Below are 17,921 nucleotides of genomic sequence, written 5' to 3'. Positions count from 1 at the left end.
CGTGCCTATATGGATGGGATGACCTTGAGTTCCCAGTGACGGATCTTCCCGCCCCCCTTGCCAACTGGTTCGCGACGCGTGGCTGGGCGCCGCGGAGCCATCAGCTCGACATGCTCGAGGTCGGCCGCGCGGGGCGGCACGGGCTACTCGTCGCTACGACCGGCGCGGGCAAGACGCTGGCCGGTTTCCTGCCGACTCTCACCGAGCTGATCGAGTCCCCGACCGAGGGCCTGCACACGCTGTACGTCTCGCCGCTCAAGGCGCTGGCGGTCGACGTGCAGCGCAATCTGCTGACACCGGTGGAGGAGATGGGCCTCGACATCCGCATCGAGACGCGCACCGGCGACACGTCGAGCGATCGCAAGGCACGCCAGCGCGTCCGCCCGCCGCAGATCCTGCTGACCACGCCCGAATCGCTCAGCCTGTTGCTGTCCTATCCCGACAGCATGCTGATGTTCGAGGGGCTGAAGACGATCGTGGTCGACGAAGTGCACGCGTTCGCCACGGGCAAGCGCGGCGACCTGCTGTCGCTGTGCATGGCGCGGCTGCAGCGGCTTGCGCCGGGGCTGCGCCGGGTGGCGCTGTCCGCCACCGTCGCCGATGCCGATGGCTATCGCGCCTGGCTCGCGCCCGACGGCGATATCGACCAGGTGACCCTGGTGAAGGGCGAGCCCGGCGCCGACCCGGACATCGCCATCCTGCTGCCCGAGGGCCGGGTGCCCTGGGCCGGGCATTCGGGGCGCTATGCCGCAGAGCAGGTGATGGCCGAGATCGAGACTCACCGGACCTCGATCGTGTTCTGCAATACCCGCAGCCTGGCCGAGCTGATCTTCCAGGACCTGTGGAAGGTCAACGAGCTGCAGCTGCCGATCGGCATCCATCACGGCAGCCTGTCGCTCGAGGCGCGGCGCAAGGTCGAGGGCGCGATGGCGGCGGGCAAGCTGCGCGCGCTGGTGGCGACCGCCAGCCTCGATCTCGGGGTCGACTGGGGCGATGTCGATTGCGTGATCCAGATGGGGGCGCCCAAGGGATCGTCGCGGCTGCTGCAGCGCATCGGCCGCTCCAACCACCGGCTCGACGAAGCCTCGGAAGCCGTGATCGTGCCGGGCAACCGCTTCGAATATCTCGAGGCGCGCGCCGCGCTCGACGCCGTGGTGGCGGGCGAGCTCGATCCCGATATCTTCCGCGCCGGTGCGCTCGACGTGCTCGCCCAGCATATCATGGCCTGTGCCTGCGCCGCGCCCTTCCGGCAGGAGGAGATGCTCGACGAAGTGCGATCCGCCCTGCCCTATTCGGCGCTCGACAGCGAGACGTTCGAGCGCGTGCTCGGCTTCATCCGCGACGGCGGCTATGCCCTGAAGGCCTATGAGAAGTTCAAGCGGCTGACTCAGGACAAGGACGGGACCTGGCGGGTCAGCCACCCCAGCTTCGTCGCGCAGCACCGCCTCAACGCGGGGATCATCGTCGAGGCGACGATGCTGACGGTGCGGTTCCGCAACGGCCGCACGCTCGGCAAGGTCGAAGAGGCCTTTGCCGCCTCGATGCGCCACGGCGACACCTTCTTTTTCGCGGGCATGAGCCTGGAGGTGGAGAAGATCGATACCGAGGATCTGATCGTGCGCGCCACGTCCCGGCCGGCCCGTATCCCGACCTATGGCGGCGCGCGCATGCCGATCTCGACCAACCTCGCCGACCGGGTGCGCGGCTTCCTGGCCGACCCCGAGGAGTGGCCGCGCTTCCCGGCGGATGTGCGCGAATGGCTCGAGGTGCAGTCCTACCGCTCGAAGCTGCCGACGCCGGGGCAACTGCTGGTCGAGACCTTCCCGCGCGAGGGGCGGCACTACATGGTCGTCTACAGCTTCGAAGGGTGGAACGCGCATCAGTCGCTCGGCATGCTGCTGACGCGGCGGATGGAGACCCAGGGGTACAAGCCGCTCGGCTTCGTCGCGTCGGATTATTCGATCGCCTGTTATTCGCTCGACCCCGTGACCGATCCCGCCGCGTTGCTCTCACCTGACATATTGGAGGACGAGTTCGTCGACTGGGTGCAGAGCTCGGCCCTGCTCAAGCGCGCCTTTCGCGAGGTCGCGGTGATCGGCGGGCTGGTCGAGCGCCAGCATCCGGGCAAGCGCAAGACCGGCAAGCAGGTCACCTTCTCGACTGACCTGATCTACGATGTGCTGCGCAAATATGAGCCGAGCCATTTGCTGCTCCAGGCCGCCTGGGCGGACGCGCGCGCCAAGATGACCGATGTCGGGCGCCTGGCCGATCTGCTCGACCGCGCCGCCGAGACGATGCTGCATGTCGATCTCGACCGCGTCTCCCCGCTTGCCGTGCCGGTGCTGACCCTGATCGGGCGCGAGCGCATCGCGATGGGGCTGGCCGACGACGCGCTGTTGATCGAAGCCGAGTCGCTGGCGGCGGAGGCAATGCGGCTGGAGTGATCTCGTCCGCTGAACGTCCCGTTTTTGCGGTCGAATAGCCCCTTGTTGAAGGTCCGCAACGGGCGTAACCTTGTCTCATGCGCGGAATAACCGCCCTTGCCATCGCTATCTCGGCCGCCGCCCCAGGGGCGTTGCCTGCGCGACAGGGCGAGCTCCCTCGGGCGCCGACCGAAACCACCCTCGCCTTCGACGATTCGGCCGAGCGGATGACGGTGCCGGTCACCATCGGCGCCACCGGGCCCTATTCCTTCATCATCGATACGGGCGCCGAGCGCACGGTGATCTCGCGCGAGCTCGCTGCCACGCTCGGCCTGTCGCGGGGCCCGGACGTGCGGATGACCGCGATGACCGGCACGAGCAATGTCGGCACGGTGGTGATCCCGTCGCTCAACGTCAGCAATATCGCCAGCCAGCCGATCGAGGCGCCCGCGCTCTATTCCGCGCATCTCGGCGCGCCGGGCATGCTCGGCATCGACACGCTGAGCGGCCATGCGCTGTCGATCGATTTCGAGACCAACCGCATGACCGTGCGGCCATCGACCAAGCGCAACCGCCCGACGGTCAGCAATGGCGACATCGTGGTTCGCGCACGGAGCCTCTACGGCCAGCTGATCGTCACTCAGGCCTATTACAAGGGCCGGCGCGTCAGCGTGATCATCGACACCGGATCCTCGGTCAGCATGGGCAATTCGGCGTTGCGCGCGCGGATGCGCAGCGAGCTGAAGACGCCGCTGCCGATCACGCTGACCAGCGTGACGGGCGATACGCTGGTCGCCGACTATACCCAGGCCACCCGCCTCGACATCGGCGGCGTCACCTTCAACCATCTGCCCATCGCCTTTGCCGACGTCGCGCCGTTCCGCCGGTTCGGCCTGACCGACCAGCCTGCCTTGTTGCTCGGCATGGATGCGCTGCGCCTGTTCCGGAAAGTCGATGTCGATTTCGCCAATCGCGAGGTCCGGTTCGCGCTGCCCAAGGGCTATCGCTACAATGGCTTTTGAGCCGCCTGCCAGTCCTCGCAGGGGCGGATACGCGTGGGGCGTGCGCCGGCTGATCTTTCCGCTCCTCGCCATCACCGCCGCGTCGCCCGGCGCCTCCGTCGCGCAGGACCCGGACGCGCCGCCGCCACCGCAGAAGGTGACGGTCCTCGACTTTGCCAACATGCAGGACCGGATGACCGTTCCCGTCTCGATCGGCAGCGACGGCCCCTATCATTTCGTCGTCGACACCGGCGCGCAGCGCACCGTCATCTCGCGCGAGCTCGCCAGCCGCCTGGGCCTGGTACCGGGCAAGAATGTCCGTCTCACCGCGATGACCGGATCGGCCGATGTCGGTACCGTCATGATCCCGATGCTGAGCGTGAGCACGATCGCCGGATCCAGCATCGAGGCGCCATCGCTCGAATCGCGCAATCTCGGCGCGCCCGGCATGCTCGGGCTGGATACGCTGCAAGGCCATGCGCTGACGATCGACTTCATCAAGGACGTGATGACGCTGAGCCCATCGACCAGACGCAAAAGGAGCCTTGCCCCGAGGCACGGCGAAGTCGTGGTGCGCGGCAAGGATCTCTATGGCGAGCTGATCGTCGCCGATGCGAAATATCGCGGCCGCAAGGTCAAGGTGATCCTCGACACCGGGTCCGGCCTGACCATGGGCAATATGGCGCTCCAGCGCCTCGTCGCGCGCACCAGCAAGCTGGTCCGGCCGATCTCCTTATGGGGCGTGACCGGCGAAGCGATGGTCGCCGACTATACGCAGATCGACAAGGTCGACTTCGCCGGCATCACCTTCTCACATCTGCCGGTCGCCTTTTCGGATGCCGAGCCGTTCCGCCATTTCGGGCTGCTCGACGAGCCAGCCCTGCTGCTCGGCATGGATTCACTGCGCCTGTTCGAGAAAGTGAAGATCGATTTCCCGAATCGCGAAGTCCGGCTGATGGTCACTGCCAACCGCGCCGCGACGGCGGGCGTGTCGCCCTTGGACTCGATACCACTTGGGCGCTAAGCTCGCCCCGCATCATCCAGCGGGGGCTAAGGCAATTCATCGACTGCAATTCCTGTGCACGGCGGCCGCGATCGCCGTACTGCCCGTCAGTGCCTCGGCCCAGACGCTCCGCCCCGACCAGCAGGCGTTCTTCGGCCTGTACAAGGAACTGATCGAGACCAACACGACCCTGTCCTCGGGCAGTTGTACCCAGGCCGCGGCGCAGATCGGCGCGCGGCTGAAGGCCGCGGGCTTCGCCGACGGCGACATCACCAATTTCGCGGTGCCGGACCATCCCAAGGATGGCGGCATCGTCGCGGTGCTGGCCGGATCGGACAAGAAGGCCAGGCCGATGCTGCTGCTCGGCCATCTCGACGTGGTCGAGGCGAAGCGCGAGGACTGGGTGCGCGACCCGTTCAAGCTGGTCGAGGAAGACGGCTATTATTATGCGCGCGGCACGGTCGACGACAAGGCGATGGCGGCGGTGTGGGCGGACAGCCTGATCCGTTTCAAGACCAGCGGCTACAAGCCGAAACGCACGATCAAGCTCGCGCTCACCTGCGGCGAGGAAACGACCTTCGCGTTCAACGGTGCGCAGTGGCTCGCGGCGAACAAGCCAGAGCTGATCGCCGCCGAGTTCGCACTGAACGAAGGCGGCGGCGGTCGCTACGATCCGGCCGGCAAGCCGCAGCTACTCGCCATCCAGGTCGGCGAAAAGGCAGCGCAGAACTATACGTTCGAGACGGTCAATCCCGGCGGCCACAGCTCGCAACCGACGCCCGACAACGCGATCTACGACCTGGCCGACGCACTGCAGGCAGTTCGTACCTACGAATTCCCGGTCAGGTTCACCGACACCACCCGCGCCTTTTTCGGCGCGACGGCGGCGGCGATGCCGGGGCCGGTGGGCGACGCGATCAAGCGCCTGCTGGCCAATCCCGGGGACAAGGACGCCGATGCGCTGATCAGCCGCGACAAGGCGATGCATTCGACCTTGCGCACGACCTGCGTCGCGACCCTGGTCAATGCCGGTCATGCCGAGAATGCCCTGCCGCAGCGCGCCACCGCCAATATCAATTGCCGCATCTTCCCGGGTGAAACCGTCGAGGCGACCTTCGCCAAGCTGCAGGAGCTGGCCGGGCCCAAGGTCAAGGTGACGATCAACCAGCCGATCCGCCCGACCGCGATCCCGCCCTCGCTCGACCCGAAGATCGTCGGCCCGGCCAAGGCCGTCGCGGCGAAATATTTCCCGGGCCTGCCGATGCTGCCGCTGATGTCGACCGGCGCGACCGACGGCATCTTCTTCCAGGCGATCGGCATCCCGGTATACGGCGCGCCCGGCATTTTCGTCGACACCGACCTGAACGGCATTCACGGCCTGAACGAGCGGATCAGGACCAGATCGCTCTACGAGGGCCGGGATTATCTCTACGATCTGGTCAAGGCGTATGCGGGCTGAACGCTCCGCGACTGCCTAACCCCGTTCGTCCCGAGTAGCGATCGAGCCTGTCGAGAGCGCATATCGAGGGACAGGCGTCACGCGCGCCACTTGTGCCTCGATACGAGCTCTCGATACGCCTTCGGCTACTCGATCTCTACTCGGCACGAACGGTTGTGAGAGGACGGCGGCGGCGCTTGTGGCTCTGGATCCCCGCCTTCGCGGGGATGACCGTCCGGGCGCGTTCCGCGCCTAGACGGTCACCTGCTCGCCCAGCTCGAGCACCTTGCCGGGCGGGATGCGGAGGAAATCGGTCGGGTCGCTGGCGTTGCGCTGCAGGAACATGAAGATGCGGTCCTGCCACATCGGCATGCCCTGGTTGGCGACCGGCTTCAGCGTGTTGCGGCCGATGAAATAGCTGGTCTTGGCCGGGTTGAGCAGCTTCTTCGCGCCCGCTTGTTCGAGGCCGAGATCGCGCGGCACGTCGGGCGATTCCATGAAGCCATAGGTCAGCACGACCGCACAGAAATTATCGTCGATCCGCGTCGTCCTTGCGCGCTCCTCGGGCGGCACGGTCGGCCGGTCGGCGGTGCGGATGCTGACGATCAGGTTGCGTTCGTGAAGCACCTTGTTGTGCTTGAGATTGTGCAACAGCGCGCCGGGCGCGCTTTCCGGATTGGCGGTGAGGAACACGGCGGTGCCCTCGACCCGCTCCGGCGGCCGACGGCTCAGCGCTGCGGCGAGATCGGCAAGCGGCACGCTCTGGCGTTGCTCGAACGCCCGGACGATGCCGCGCCCGCGCACCCAGGTGTAGATCAGCAACGCGATCATCGCGCCGACGACCAGCGACACCCAGCCGCCCTCGATCACGCGCAGGATGTTCGCGCCGAAGAAGATCGAGTCGAGCGCGAAGAAGGGCAGGATCACCGCGATCGCCAGCGGCCGCGACCAGTTCCAGCGGTGCCGCGCGACGATATAGGCAAGGCACGTGGTGACCACCATCGTACCGGTCACCGCGATGCCGTACGCCGCCGCCATCGACGAGGAGGTGCGGAACTGGATGACCAGCACCAGCACGCCGATCAGCAGCAGCCAGTTGATCGAGGGCAGGTAGATCTGCCCCGAATGCCGCGCCGAGGTCTGGCGGATGCGCAGGCGCGGGAGCAGGCCGAGCTGGATCGCCTGTTGAGTCAGCGAATAGGCGCCGGTGATCACTGCCTGGCTGGCGATGACCGTCGCCAGCGTCGCCAGGACGACCAGCCAGGGGCGGAAGGTGTCCGGGGCCATCAGGAAGAACCAGTCCTGATTGGCAAAGGCGACATGATGGCTCGACGCGGTTTCCAGCGCGTTGAGCGCGAAGGCGCCCTGGCCGAGATAGTTGAGCGTCAGCGCGGGGAAGACCAGGATGAACCAGCCCATGCGGATCGGCGCGGCACCGAAATGGCCCATGTCGGCGGTCAGTGCTTCCGCGCCGGTGACGGTGAGGAACACCGCGCCGAGTACGAACAGGCCGGTCACCCCGTGAGTCATCAGGAATTCGATGCCGTACCAGGGCGAGGCGACGCGCAGGATCGAGGGCTCATCCCAGATATGCCATAGCCCCATGCCGCCGATCGTCACGAACCACAGGACACAGACCGGCCCGAACAGGCTGGAGACATGGGCCGTGCCGCGCGCCTGGATCATGAACAGGGCGATCAGGATGGCGATGGTGAGCAACAGGATCGTGTGCTCGCCGACGACATGGCTCGCGCCCGGAATGGTGCGCAGCCCTTCGACCGCGGACAGCACGGACAGGGCCGGGGTGATGATCGCATCGCCATAGAACAGCGCCGCGCCCGCCGCGCCGAGCACCAGCGCGATGATCGAGCGGCGCCCGAGCGCGCGCCTGGCGAGCGCGGTCAGCGCCAGCACGCCGCCTTCGCCCTGATTATCGGCGCGCATCAGGAACAGCACATATTTGACGCTGACGACCAGCGTCAGCGTCCATAGCGCGAGGCTGAGCACGCCGAGGATTTCGCTCGCATCGATGCCGTCCTGCGCCGACTGGGCCAGCGCTTCGCGAAACGCGTAGAGCGGGCTGGTGCCGATATCGCCGAAGACGACGCCGATCGCGCCGATGGTGAGTGCCAGCATCGCCGGATGGGGGCGATGCGGGTGCCCCGAAGATTCAGGGACTGAGGACATGTGACTCTGGCCTGCCGAGAAGGACGGCGCGCTTTACGCCTGTTGCCGGGCAGCGCAAGCGGTTTTGTTGCACTGCCGCAAGCCGTTGATTTGGGGAGCCGATCGCTGCATAGCAAGACCATGGTTCCCTTTTCGTTCGCTGGCCACGATCTGCTCGCGCTGCCGCAGGGTGCGCTTTTCTGGCCTGTGCGGCGCGCATTGCTGGTCGCCGACCTGCATTTCGAGAAGGCGAGCTGGTTCGCGATTCGCGGCCAGATGCTGCCCCCTTACGACACGATCGCCACCCTGACCGCGCTTCGCGCGCTGGCGGTGCAGACCGACGCGGCCGAGATCTGGTGTCTCGGCGACAGCTTCCACGATTCGGCCGGGTGCGACCGGCTGCCCGCGGATGCGCAGGCGATGCTGCGCGCACTGACTCGCGAACGGCGCTGGGTCTGGATCACCGGCAATCACGACCGGACGATCGACCGGTGCGGCGGCGCGGTGATGGACGACGCGCTGGTCGACGGCCTGATGCTGCGCCACGAGGCCGATCCGCGCGAAACAAGGCCCGAGCTGTCAGGGCATTTCCACCCCAAGCTGCGGGTGCGGGTGCGCGGGCGGCAGGTCTCGCGCCGCTGCTTCGTCGCCACGCCGACCAAGCTGATTCTCCCGGCGTTCGGCGCCCTGACGGGCGGGCTGGATGCGGATCATCCGGAGATCATCCGTGCCGTGGGCGGCGGCGCCGAGGCGCTGGTGCCGGTCGAGGACAGGCTGTTGCGGTTCCCGCTGGCGGCCTGACATGCTTCTGCTCGAGCGACCCTGAAATGCCGCAACCGGCTCGCCATTGAGGGACGAGCCAGACAGGCTATAAATTCCCGATGCCGAGGACCGACCAGACCGAGATTCGCCTGCGGATCGTCATCGCGCAGCCGGTCGTCGGCGTGCTGCACAGCCTGCAGGCCGGGGACGACCAGCCGCTCGATCCGAAATCTTCCAGGGCGGGCGAGCCTTTGGCGTTCGATTTCCCGATCCGCATCGGGCCGGGCCCCACATTCTTCGGCGACCAGGTCCGGCGCGAGGGACCGGAGCGCCGGTTCGTCTATATCCGCATCGGGCAATTGGCCGGCGACCCGTCCTCGCCCTGGACCCGCCGCATGAAGATCGACATCCACGATATCGGGCAGGATCTGCTGGATCGCGCGGTGAACGGCGGCGGCGTCATCGAAATATCGGTCAACGGGACGGGCACGGACGGCACGCCCGCATGCGCCACGGTGCGGCCCACGACTCGACGGCTCGCATAGCGCGCTCAGCGCGCCAGGCTTGGAAAACCTGCCTTGAAGGCCGCGACCTTGGGCTTGTCCCACCGCACGATATACGGGTGGCCCGGGTTCCGGTCGTAGAAATTCTGATGATAGGCCTCGGCCGGATAGAAGCCGCCGTTTTCCAGCGTCGTCACGATCGGTGCCGGGAACACCCGCGCCTTGCCGAGCTGCGCGATATAGGCGGCGGCCACGGCGCGCTGCTGTTGCGTCTGCGGGAAAATCGTCGAGCGATAGCTCGGGCCGGTATCGGGGCCCTGGCGGTTGAGCTGGGTCGGATCATGCGCGATCGAGAAATAGACGCGGAGCAGGGTCGCGTAGCTGACCTGGGCCGGATCGAACACGATCTTCACCGCTTCGGCATGGCGCGTCGTCTCGGTGCTGACCTGATCATAGGTCGCGCTGTTCGCGGTACCGCCGGCATAGCCCGAGGTCACGGCCCGCACGCCCTTCACCCGCTCGAACACGGCCTCCATGCCCCAGAAACAGCCGCCGGCAAGGACGGCGGTCTGGAGCCCGGGCGCTTTCGGCACGTCTTGCGCCGCGACCGGGATCGGCACCGCGCGCTCGGCATTGGCGACGCCGCCAGTCAGCGCGGCAAAGGCAACGCCGCCGGCGGCGGCAACGGCTAACAGGGTCTTGAACATGGATCGCCTTTCGATGGGCATCGAGGCGGATATGGGTATTCCCGGCTGAACCGGAAGTGGACGGTCAGGGGCAGATGTGAATCGCCGTCGCCAGATTGTTCACCAGCCCCTTGGCCTCGGCGGGCTGGAGCACGAGCAGGCCGATCGCGCCGATCACGAAGCCGCCCGCGAACCGCCAGAAGAAACCATCTCTCAAAATAGTGCGCATCGCATCTACCTTCGTCAGTCCGGGCGTCGAAACGGCGCGGGGTCGACTGACCCCGGGGCCGATTCGTTACGCAGCCAGCTTTTTGCGTCGCCCGGATGAACGAAAGCTGGCTATTCCTATCGTACGGCCGCGCAGGCCGTCTGGATGCGCTCGCAGGCCTCGCGCAGCAGCTCTTCCGAGGTCGCGTAGCTGATCCGCATCGCCGGCGAGAGGCCGAACGCCGCGCCCTGCACCGCCGCCACCTTCGCTTCGTCGAGCAGATAGGCGACCATTGCTTCGTCGGTGTCGATGACCACGCCCTTGGGGGTCGACTTGCCGATCAGCGCCGAGAACTCCGGATAGACGTAGAAGGCACCCTCGGGCCGCGGGCAGGTGATGCCGTTCGCCTGGTTGAGCATCGACACCACCAGATCGCGGCGCGACTGGAACAGCGCGGCGTGATCCTTGAGGAAGCCCTGGTCGCCGGTCAGCGCCGCGACCGACGCGGCCTGGGCGATCGAGCAGGGATTGGAGGTCGATTGCGACTGGAGCTTGGCCATCGCCTTGATCAGCCAGGGCGCGCCGCCGGCGAAACCGATGCGCCAGCCGGTCATCGCATAGGCCTTGGAGCAGCCGTTCGCGGTCAAGGTGCGCTCGTATAGCGACGGGCAGACCTGGGCGATGGTGGTGAAGCGGAAATCGTCGAACACGATATGCTCGTACATGTCGTCGGCGAAGATCCAGACATGCGGATGCCGTTCCAGCACCTCGCCCAGCGCCTTCAGCTCGGCCTCGCTATAGGCGGCACCGGTCGGGTTGGAGGGCGAGTTGATGATGACCCATTTGGTCTTCGGCGTGATCGCCGCCTCGAGCTGTTCGGGACGAAGCTTGTATCCCTGATCGGCACCGGCCGCGACGAACACCGGGGTGCCGCCGGCGAACAGCACGACGTCCGGATAGCTCACCCAATAGGGCGCGGGCACGATCACTTCGTCGCCCGTATCGAGCGTCGCGACCATCGCGTTGAACAGGGTATGCTTGCCGCCGGCGTTGATCGTGATCTGGTCGGGCGTGTAGGTCAGGCCGTTGTCGCGCTGGAACTTGGCGACGACCGCCGCCTTCAGCTCGGGCGTGCCGTCGACATTGGTGTATTTCGTCTTGCCGTCGCGGATCGCCTGGATGCCGGCTTCCTTGATGAATTCGGGCGTGTCGAAATCGGGCTCGCCCGCGCCCAGGCCGATCACGTCGACACCCGCACGTTGCAGCTCCTGCACGCGCGAGGTGATCGCGAGCGTGGGCGAGGGCTTGATTCGAGCGAGCGCGGCGGATGGTTGCATGAATTGGGCGCCTTTGTCTGGAAGCGGCGCGGCTATAGACCCGGGCCGGTTCCGTTCGCAACCGCAACAATGGCGGGAATCAGCCCCCGCAGCGCATTTCCGACAAAAAAGCGACCGGTGAGATCGGCGACGGTCAGATCGCCCTCGATCGCCCGGCCGGTGGCGATCAGCTCGGCGCGCAGCACGCCGGGCAGCAGACCGCGCGCGAGCGGCGGGGTGACGAGCATGCCGTCCTCGCGCTCGACGAAGACCGAGGTGAATCCGCCCTCGGTCAGCCGGCCTTCGGGGTCGAGGAACAGCGAGTCGAAACAGCCGGCCGGTGGCGCGCCGTAAAAGGCGCGGTCGCTGGTCTTGTGGCGCAGCCGGAAATCGGACGGATCGACCGGCAACGGCGCGAGGCCAACCGTGACCGGTTCCGCCGGCGGGGCAGGCATGGGCGAGACCTCGATCGCGACCGCGCCGCTTTTCGCGAGCACCAGCCGGACGCGGCGCGGCTTGCGCAGGCGGAAGGTCGCGGCCTGGAGCTCGTTGCGCACCGCATGGCGATCGAACGGGAAGCCGAACAGCTCGGCACTCGCCTTCATCCGCGCGAGATGGCGTTCGAGCAGCGGTATGCCCGTTTCGGAATCGAACGCCATGGTCTCGATCAGATCGAAGGCGGTGGGGCTGGTCAGGAAATCACCCTTGGCAAGGCACTCGTCCCATTCCTGCTGTGCTTTCGAATCGGCGACGATGCCGCCGCCCACCCCGAATAGCGCCGGCGACACCGCCGCATCGCCGCGCCGGATCGCCAGAGTCCGGATTGCGACGTTGAACATCGCATCACCGTCCGCGTCCAGCCGCCCGATGGCCCCGGTATAGACGCCCCGCGGCGGACTGGCCCGTTCGACCTCGGCGATCGCCTGCATAGCGCGGATCTTCGGCGCTCCCGTCACCGAGCCGCAGGGGAAGAGCGCCGCCAGCACGTCGAGCGCGTCGCGATCCTCGGCCAGATCGGCGGTGACAGTCGAGACCATGGTATGGACGGTCGGATATGTCTCGACCGTGAACAGGGCCGGCACGGCGACGCTGCCCGGCCGGGCGATGCGTGACAGGTCGTTGCGCATCAGATCGACGATCATGAGGTTCTCGGCCCGCTGCTTCGGATCGGCGCTGAGCGCCGCGGCGAGCGCCCGGTCGGCGGCCTGGGTGGCGCCGCGCCTCACGGTGCCCTTCATCGGGCGGCAGGTGAGGCGGCGACCGTCGAGCGCGAAGAACAGCTCGGGCGACAGCGACAGCAGCATGTCCTGCCCGGTGTCGATCACCGCGCCGAATCCGGCGCGCGCGCGGGCGCGGAGCTGCGCGTACAGGGCAAGCGGGTCGCCGGCATGGCGGACGGTCGCGCGGTAGCTGAGATTGACCTGATAGACGTCCCCGGCCGCGATCAGATCGAGCACGCGGGCGAACTGCTCGCCATATCGGACCTGGTCGATCCCCGGCTCGGGCGGAGCGAGCCAGGCGCCGTCGGGATCCGGCAGCAGCGCGGCGACCTCGCCTGGCGCAATCTCCGCATAATCATGGAACAGGCCGAACCAGAGAAGCGGCCGGTCGTCGGTCCGCGGCGCGCCCAGCACCGGTTCGAACGCGGCACCCGCGTCATAGGAGACGAAACCCGCGGCATGGAGGCCCGCATGCCGCGCCGCGCGGAGCGCGTCGAGCGCCGGGAGGACCTCCGCAATCGTCCGTGCCTCCACCACGCGCGCTGGCCGGCGATAGAGCCGCGCGGGCGCGGCTTCCAGTCGGGCATCGTCCAGCAGAACGAAGGGGGCGGTTTCACGGGCAAGCATCAGGGAGCCGCCAAATGCAACCGGGAGGCGGAGACGGCAAGCCCGTGCTTCCCGAAGACGCGGGTAAGACGGCGGTAACTAAAGCCTGCCCGCGGACGCGGATATCCCACGCTTGCCCGCGGACGCGGGCGGGCTTACCTCGACACCATGGCTCTTCCCCCTCTTCGCGCGGCGATCGTCCCGGTCACGCCGCTCCAGCAGAACTGCTCGCTCATCTGGTGTACCGCCACGATGCGCGGTGCCTTTGTCGATCCGGGCGGCGACCTGCCCAGGCTGCGCGCCGCGGCGACCCAGCACGGCGTGACGATCGAAAAGATCATCCTGACTCACGGCCATATCGACCATTGCGGCGAGGCCAAGCCGCTGGCCGAGGAATATGGCGTGCCGATCGAAGGGCCGCACGAGGCGGACCGTTTCTGGATCGCGCGGCTCGACGAGGACGGCAGGAATTACGGTATTCGCGGCGTCGTGTTCGAGCCGGACCGCTGGCTGGTCGAAGGCGACACGGTGACGGTCGGCGACGTGGTTCTCGACGTCTATCACACGCCCGGCCACACGCCCGGCCATGTCGTCTTCCACCACGCGCCGTCGAAGCTGGCATTGGTCGGCGACGTGCTGTTCCAGGGATCGGTCGGCCGCACCGACTTCCCGCTCGGCAACCATCAGGACCTGTTGCGGTCGATCGTAGAGAAGCTCTGGCCGCTGGGCAACGACACCGCGTTCATCCCGGGCCATGGCCCGGCAAGCAATTTCGGCCATGAGCGGCAACACAACATGTTCGTCAGCGACCGGGCGATGGCGGCCTGACGATCAGCCCCTCCCCTGAAGGGAAGGGCTCAACGCCAAGGGCTTCTTATCCCGCCGCCGGGACGGTCTCGATCACGGTCGGCTTCGCCTCATGCTTGGCGATCAGCGGCAGGCTGATCGTGTAGAGGCCGAGGCCGAGCAGCAGCAGGAAGGTGACGCCGGTCCCGATCGAGCGGCCATATTTCATGCCGTCCATGCCGAGCGGATGGAGGATGCGGGCGACGAGGAACGCAACGCTCGCCACCCAGAGCCAGGTCGAGCTGCCGGCGGTGAATTCGATCAGCGCGATCAGGATCACGATGAAGGGCGCATATTCCGTGAAGTTCGCCTGGGCGCGCATGCGGCAGATCAGCGCCGCGTCGCCGCCGTCGCCGATGCTGACCTGGGCCTTTTGCCGCACGCCCCCGGTGCGGAGCGCCAGCCACAAGGCGATCAGGGCGGCGGCCCCCGCCGTCGTGAGCGTGATCGGCAGCATGATCGGATTCATTATCTCTCTCCCCCTGAATATGATGCGCGAGCGTGCCAGCCCTTCGCCGTGCTTGCAACGCTCGCCCGAATCGCTATAGGCGCACGCTTCGCGATGCGTCCGGCCGCTGGTGCCTACCGCGGCTGACGGAAGCGTCGGTTGCGTAGGCGTCCCTCCGGGCGTACCGCGCTATTGACCCAGACAAGACAAGGTTTCGCCGAAATGGCCGTCCCCAAAAGAAAGACTTCGCCGTCCAAGCGCGGCATGCGCCGCAGCCACGACTCGCTCAGCATCGACTCCTTCCAGGAGTGCCCGAACTGTGGCGAACTGAAGCGTCCGCATAACCTGTGCGGATCGTGCGGCCATTATAATGGCCGTGAGATCGTCTCGGTCGAAGGCTGAGCCAGACAGTCCAACAGGGGGCCAGCCGCGTGTCGAACAGCTCCCGGATCGCCGTCGATGCGATGGGCGGCGATGAAGGTTTGGCCGTCATGCTGGCCGGCGTCGCGCGTGCGCGCCGGCGCTTCGAGGACATGCGCTTCATCCTGGTCGGGGACGAGGCGCAGATTCGCGAGGGCCTGAAGACTCATCCCAACCTGACCGCGCATAGCGAGATCGTCCACGCCCCCGAGGTCGTCGGATCGAGCGACAAGCCGAGCCAGGCTATTCGCCGCGCCAAGACGACGTCGATGGGCGTCGCCATCGACATGGTGAAGCAGGGCCGCGCCGGCGCCGCCGTCTCCTCCGGCAATACCGGCGCGCTGATGGCGATGGCCAAGCTGTCGCTGCGCATGCTGCCCGGGATCGACCGCCCCGCGCTGGCCGCGATGCTGCCGACGCTCGGCGAAAACGACGTGGTCGTGCTCGATCTAGGCGCCAACACGGAATGCGACGCGCGCAACCTCGTCCAGTTCGCCGTCATGGGCGCGGCCTATGCGCGTACCAATCTCGACCTCGAATCGCCCCGTGTCGCGCTGCTCAACATCGGCAGCGAGGACCAGAAAGGCACCGAGGAGATTCGCGACGCCGCCCAGGCGCTGCGCGATGCGACTCACCTGCCGATGACCTTCACTGGCTTCATCGAGGGCGACCGGCTGTCGCGCGGCGATGTCGACGTCATCGTCTGCGACGGCTTTTCCGGCAATATCGCGCTGAAGACGGCGGAAGGCACCGCCCGATTCGTCGCCGACCTGCTCAAGCGCGCCTTTCGCAGCTCGACCCGGTCCAAGATCGGTTTCCTGATCTCGAAGCCGGCGACCGAGCTGCTGCGGCACCATCTCGACCCGAACAATCACAATGGCGCGGTCTTTCTGGGCCTGAACGGCATCGTGGTGAAGAGCCATGGCGGCGCCAACGAGCTCGGCGTGGCGACCGCGATCGCCGCGGCCGCCAAGATGGTGCGGGACGACCTGACCCGGCGCATCAGCGAAGACCTGGGGAATTTCGAGGCAAAGGCAGCGTGATTCGATCGATCATCACCGGCACCGGATCAGCGCTGCCCGCGCGCCGCGTGTCGAACGAAGAACTGGCCGAGACCGTGGACACGTCCGACGAGTGGATCGTCGAGCGCACCGGCATCCGCTTCCGCCATATCGCCGGCCCCGACGAGACGACGGGCACGCTGGCCGCCGACGCGTGCAAGGCGGCGCTGGCCGCGGCCGGCCGCACCGCGCAGGAGATCGACCTGATCGTGCTCGCCACCGCGACGCCCGACCAGACCTTCCCGGCGACCGCCACCAAGGTGCAGGCGATGCTGGGCATCAACGACTGCGTGGCGTTCGACGTCGCGGCGGTCTGTTCCGGCTTCCTCTACGCGGTGCAGGTCGCCGACAGCATGATCCGGGCCGGCGCCGCGCGCCGCGCACTGGTGATCGGCGCCGAGACGTTCAGCCGTATCCTCGACTGGGAAGACCGCACCACCTGCGTGCTGTTCGGCGATGGCGCCGGCGCGATCGTGCTCGAGGGAGAAGAGGGCCATGGCGCGCGCGGCATCCTCGCGACCCGCCTCCATGCCGATGGGCGCCACAACGAGCTGCTCTATGTCGATGGCGGCCCTTCCACCACCGGCACCGTCGGCAAGGTGCGGATGAAGGGGCGCGAAGTATTCCGCCACGCCGTCGTCAATCTGGCCGCGGTGATGACCGAGACACTTGCCGCCGCCGGCCTTGAATCAGCCGATGTCGACTGGGTCGTGCCGCACCAGGCCAATGCCCGGATCCTCGACGCGACCGCGCGCAAGCTCGGGCTAGATCCCGCGCAGGTGGTCGTCACCGTCGACCAGCATGCCAACACCTCGGCAGCCTCGGTGCCGCTCGCGCTCGACACGGCGGTACGCGACGGGCGGATCAGGCCGGGCCAGCTGATCGTGCTCGAGGCGATGGGCGGCGGCTTCACCTGGGGCGCCGCCGTCGTCAGGCTATAGCCTATAGGATCGGACGCCGTTCTCAGAGTGTAACAAAGCCCTTTCCGTCCGCTCCCTCATTGTGTTAGGTTAAGTTCTTACCACTCGGGGGAGGGTAGCGAATGGCACCTGCGGGCACGTTGACAAGAGCTGATCTGGCCGAGGCGCTGCACCATCAGGTGGGGCTGTCCCGGGCTGATTCGTCCAAGCTGGTCGAGCAGATTCTCGGTCATATGTGCGAGGCGCTGTCGAAGGGCGAGAACGTCAAGATCTCCGGTTTCGGGACCTTCGTGCTGCGCGACAAGGGCGAACGCGTCGGCCGCAACCCCAAGACCGGCGTCGAAGTGCCGATCGCGCCCCGCCGCGTGCTGACTTTCCGCGCCAGTCAAATGATGCGCGACCGCATCGTCAGCGCGGGCTGACCCCATCATGGCCGGCATGCCCGACAAGGCGGCCGGCGCGTTCCGGACGATCGGCGAGCTTTCCAGCGAGACCGGCCTGCCCCAGCATATCCTGCGCTATTGGGAAACGCGCTTTCCGCAGCTCCGGCCGCTGCAGCGCGCCGGCAAGCGCCGCTATTACCGGCCCGAGGACGTCGCGCTGGTGGCGCGGATCAACAGCCTGCTCAACCAGGAAGGCTATACGATCCGCGGCGTGCAGAAGCTGTTGTCCGACGAGCGCAAGCGCGCGCCGGCATCGCCCCGGGCGACCGGCGGCGCGGATATCGACGCGATCCGCTCGGTGCGCGACTCGCTTGCCGACGCGCTGGCGGACGATTCGAGCCGCGCCTGAGCAGGGTCGTTCGATCCAACACGACCCGGCATTTCCGTCCGCTTTTTTCCGCTGTTATGTTGGATTCCGCACCCGGATTCGGCGCTGCTTTTCAACGGGTTG

Annotated in this window: 18 protein-coding genes; 12 read left to right on the top strand and 6 right to left on the bottom strand. The window is 67.1% G+C overall.

Annotated features, from left to right (window positions below):
• Nucleotides 1–35: 35 nt before the first annotated feature.
• The 4 genes from ACZ1I5_RS22005 (at nt 36) to ACZ1I5_RS21990 (ending at nt 5,886) form a co-directional block, all read left to right on the top strand.
• Nucleotides 36–2,444, top strand: a complete 2,409-nt coding sequence (locus ACZ1I5_RS22005; RefSeq protein ID WP_465171358.1) for a ligase-associated DNA damage response DEXH box helicase — start codon at nt 36–38, stop codon at nt 2,442–2,444.
• Between the two features lie 131 nt (nt 2,445–2,575).
• Nucleotides 2,576–3,445, top strand: a complete 870-nt coding sequence (locus tag ACZ1I5_RS22000) for a retroviral-like aspartic protease family protein (protein WP_465171357.1) — start codon at nt 2,576–2,578, stop codon at nt 3,443–3,445.
• Nucleotides 3,446–3,485: 40 nt separating this feature from the next.
• Nucleotides 3,486–4,448 (top strand): aspartyl protease family protein, encoded by a 963-nt coding sequence (locus tag ACZ1I5_RS21995; RefSeq protein WP_465171356.1) that lies wholly within the window; start codon nt 3,486–3,488, stop codon nt 4,446–4,448.
• A 52-nt stretch (nt 4,449–4,500) separates the two neighbouring features.
• Nucleotides 4,501–5,886 carry a M20/M25/M40 family metallo-hydrolase gene (locus ACZ1I5_RS21990; protein ID WP_465174025.1) on the top strand — a complete coding sequence of 462 codons (1,386 nt, stop codon included), beginning with the start codon at nt 4,501–4,503 and terminating at the stop codon, nt 5,884–5,886.
• Between the two features lie 231 nt (nt 5,887–6,117).
• Here ACZ1I5_RS21990 and ACZ1I5_RS21985 read toward each other — a convergent pair whose 3' ends face one another.
• The gene (locus ACZ1I5_RS21985) at nt 6,118–8,001 is read right to left on the bottom strand and encodes a potassium transporter Kup (protein WP_465171355.1); all 1,884 of its coding nucleotides are present in this window, start codon (nt 7,999–8,001) and stop codon (nt 6,118–6,120) included.
• A gap of 171 nt (nt 8,002–8,172) precedes the next feature.
• On the opposite strand from ACZ1I5_RS21985, the gene pdeM reads away from it, so the two are divergent.
• Both pdeM and ACZ1I5_RS21975 read left to right on the top strand, forming a co-directional pair.
• Entirely contained in the window at nt 8,173–8,832 is a 660-nt protein-coding gene (gene pdeM / locus ACZ1I5_RS21980; protein ID WP_465171354.1) for a ligase-associated DNA damage response endonuclease PdeM, read from the top strand.
• A gap of 80 nt (nt 8,833–8,912) precedes the next feature.
• The gene (locus ACZ1I5_RS21975; RefSeq protein ID WP_465171353.1) at nt 8,913–9,338 is read left to right on the top strand and encodes a DUF5990 family protein; all 426 of its coding nucleotides are present in this window, start codon (nt 8,913–8,915) and stop codon (nt 9,336–9,338) included.
• A gap of 5 nt (nt 9,339–9,343) precedes the next feature.
• Here the strand turns inward: ACZ1I5_RS21975 and msrA are convergent, their stop codons facing one another.
• The 4 genes from msrA to pabB form a co-directional block, all read right to left on the bottom strand.
• On the bottom strand, nt 9,344–10,003 hold the full coding sequence (msrA, locus tag ACZ1I5_RS21970) for a peptide-methionine (S)-S-oxide reductase MsrA (protein ID WP_465174024.1): 660 nt from the start codon (nt 10,001–10,003) through the stop codon (nt 9,344–9,346).
• Nucleotides 10,004–10,067: 64 nt separating this feature from the next.
• The gene (locus ACZ1I5_RS21965) at nt 10,068–10,211 is read right to left on the bottom strand and encodes a hypothetical protein (RefSeq protein WP_465171352.1); all 144 of its coding nucleotides are present in this window, start codon (nt 10,209–10,211) and stop codon (nt 10,068–10,070) included.
• A 116-nt stretch (nt 10,212–10,327) separates the two neighbouring features.
• Entirely contained in the window at nt 10,328–11,527 is a 1,200-nt protein-coding gene (locus ACZ1I5_RS21960) for a pyridoxal phosphate-dependent aminotransferase (protein WP_465171351.1), read from the bottom strand.
• Between the two features lie 32 nt (nt 11,528–11,559).
• Nucleotides 11,560–13,353: an aminodeoxychorismate synthase component I gene (gene pabB, locus ACZ1I5_RS21955; RefSeq protein WP_465171350.1), complete on the bottom strand. Its 1,794-nt coding sequence runs from the start codon at nt 13,351–13,353 to the stop codon at nt 11,560–11,562.
• 147 nt (nt 13,354–13,500) lie between these two features.
• Here pabB and ACZ1I5_RS21950 point away from each other — a divergent pair, with 147 nt between their 5' ends.
• Nucleotides 13,501–14,160, top strand: coding sequence for an MBL fold metallo-hydrolase (locus tag ACZ1I5_RS21950; protein ID WP_465171349.1), 660 nt, complete (start codon nt 13,501–13,503; stop codon nt 14,158–14,160).
• A gap of 46 nt (nt 14,161–14,206) precedes the next feature.
• Here the strand turns inward: ACZ1I5_RS21950 and ACZ1I5_RS21945 are convergent, their stop codons facing one another.
• Nucleotides 14,207–14,647 (bottom strand): MAPEG family protein, encoded by a 441-nt coding sequence (locus ACZ1I5_RS21945; RefSeq protein ID WP_465171348.1) that lies wholly within the window; start codon nt 14,645–14,647, stop codon nt 14,207–14,209.
• Nucleotides 14,648–14,848: 201 nt separating this feature from the next.
• On the opposite strand from ACZ1I5_RS21945, the gene rpmF reads away from it, so the two are divergent.
• From rpmF to ACZ1I5_RS21920, 5 genes are all read left to right on the top strand, one after another.
• Nucleotides 14,849–15,028: a 50S ribosomal protein L32 gene (rpmF, locus tag ACZ1I5_RS21940; protein ID WP_272623741.1), complete on the top strand. Its 180-nt coding sequence runs from the start codon at nt 14,849–14,851 to the stop codon at nt 15,026–15,028.
• Between the two features lie 29 nt (nt 15,029–15,057).
• The gene (gene plsX / locus ACZ1I5_RS21935) at nt 15,058–16,089 is read left to right on the top strand and encodes a phosphate acyltransferase PlsX (protein WP_465171347.1); all 1,032 of its coding nucleotides are present in this window, start codon (nt 15,058–15,060) and stop codon (nt 16,087–16,089) included.
• Nucleotides 16,086–17,048 (top strand): beta-ketoacyl-ACP synthase III, encoded by a 963-nt coding sequence (locus ACZ1I5_RS21930; protein ID WP_465171346.1) that lies wholly within the window; start codon nt 16,086–16,088, stop codon nt 17,046–17,048. The genes plsX and ACZ1I5_RS21930 overlap by 4 nt, the downstream gene beginning before the upstream one ends.
• Before the next feature lie 101 nt (nt 17,049–17,149).
• Entirely contained in the window at nt 17,150–17,449 is a 300-nt protein-coding gene (locus tag ACZ1I5_RS21925; RefSeq protein ID WP_465171345.1) for an integration host factor subunit alpha, read from the top strand.
• A gap of 7 nt (nt 17,450–17,456) precedes the next feature.
• Nucleotides 17,457–17,819, top strand: coding sequence for a MerR family transcriptional regulator (locus ACZ1I5_RS21920; protein WP_465171344.1), 363 nt, complete (start codon nt 17,457–17,459; stop codon nt 17,817–17,819).
• Nucleotides 17,820–17,921: the final 102 nt, after the last annotated feature.

This window comes from Sphingomonas sp. BL-S-30, from assembly GCF_055521475.1.
This window is presented reverse-complemented; position numbering and strand designations above follow the sequence as displayed.